The following is a 282-nucleotide window of genomic DNA, read 5'->3' as shown; positions in this document are numbered from 1 at the left end:
AAAACTTCAACCGGACCGAAGATCGACGGGCAGATTTCTCGGTTAGTAGCCGACCTGCTCTCATCTTTAGAAAACTTTACATAGAAGGATTTACCTCTTACTTTATATTCCTCAGGTAATTCAAGCAAAGCAACCTGTGTCACTGCATTTCCATCGTCATCGAGGAGAGCTTTGCTATCGGGAGGGTTATTGGTAATCTTCAGCAGCGAAGCGCCTTTCTCAGGGCAATACTCAGATACGTATTCTACATGATAACATTTATTTAAAGCATCTTCATCACAG

1 protein-coding gene is annotated in these 282 nt (G+C 42.2%); it reads right to left on the bottom strand.

What is annotated here, in order from left to right; all coding sequences use genetic code 11:
* On the bottom strand, positions 1-282 hold a 282-nt coding region (locus DDR33_RS25805; RefSeq protein WP_158280712.1), incomplete at both ends, for a hypothetical protein.

The sequence above is a fragment of the Pararcticibacter amylolyticus genome, assembly GCF_003130405.1.
Classification (GTDB): domain Bacteria; phylum Bacteroidota; class Bacteroidia; order Sphingobacteriales; family Sphingobacteriaceae; genus Arcticibacter; species Arcticibacter amylolyticus.
Note: the sequence above shows the minus strand (reverse complement) of the source record. Positions and strands in the feature narration are given on the sequence as shown.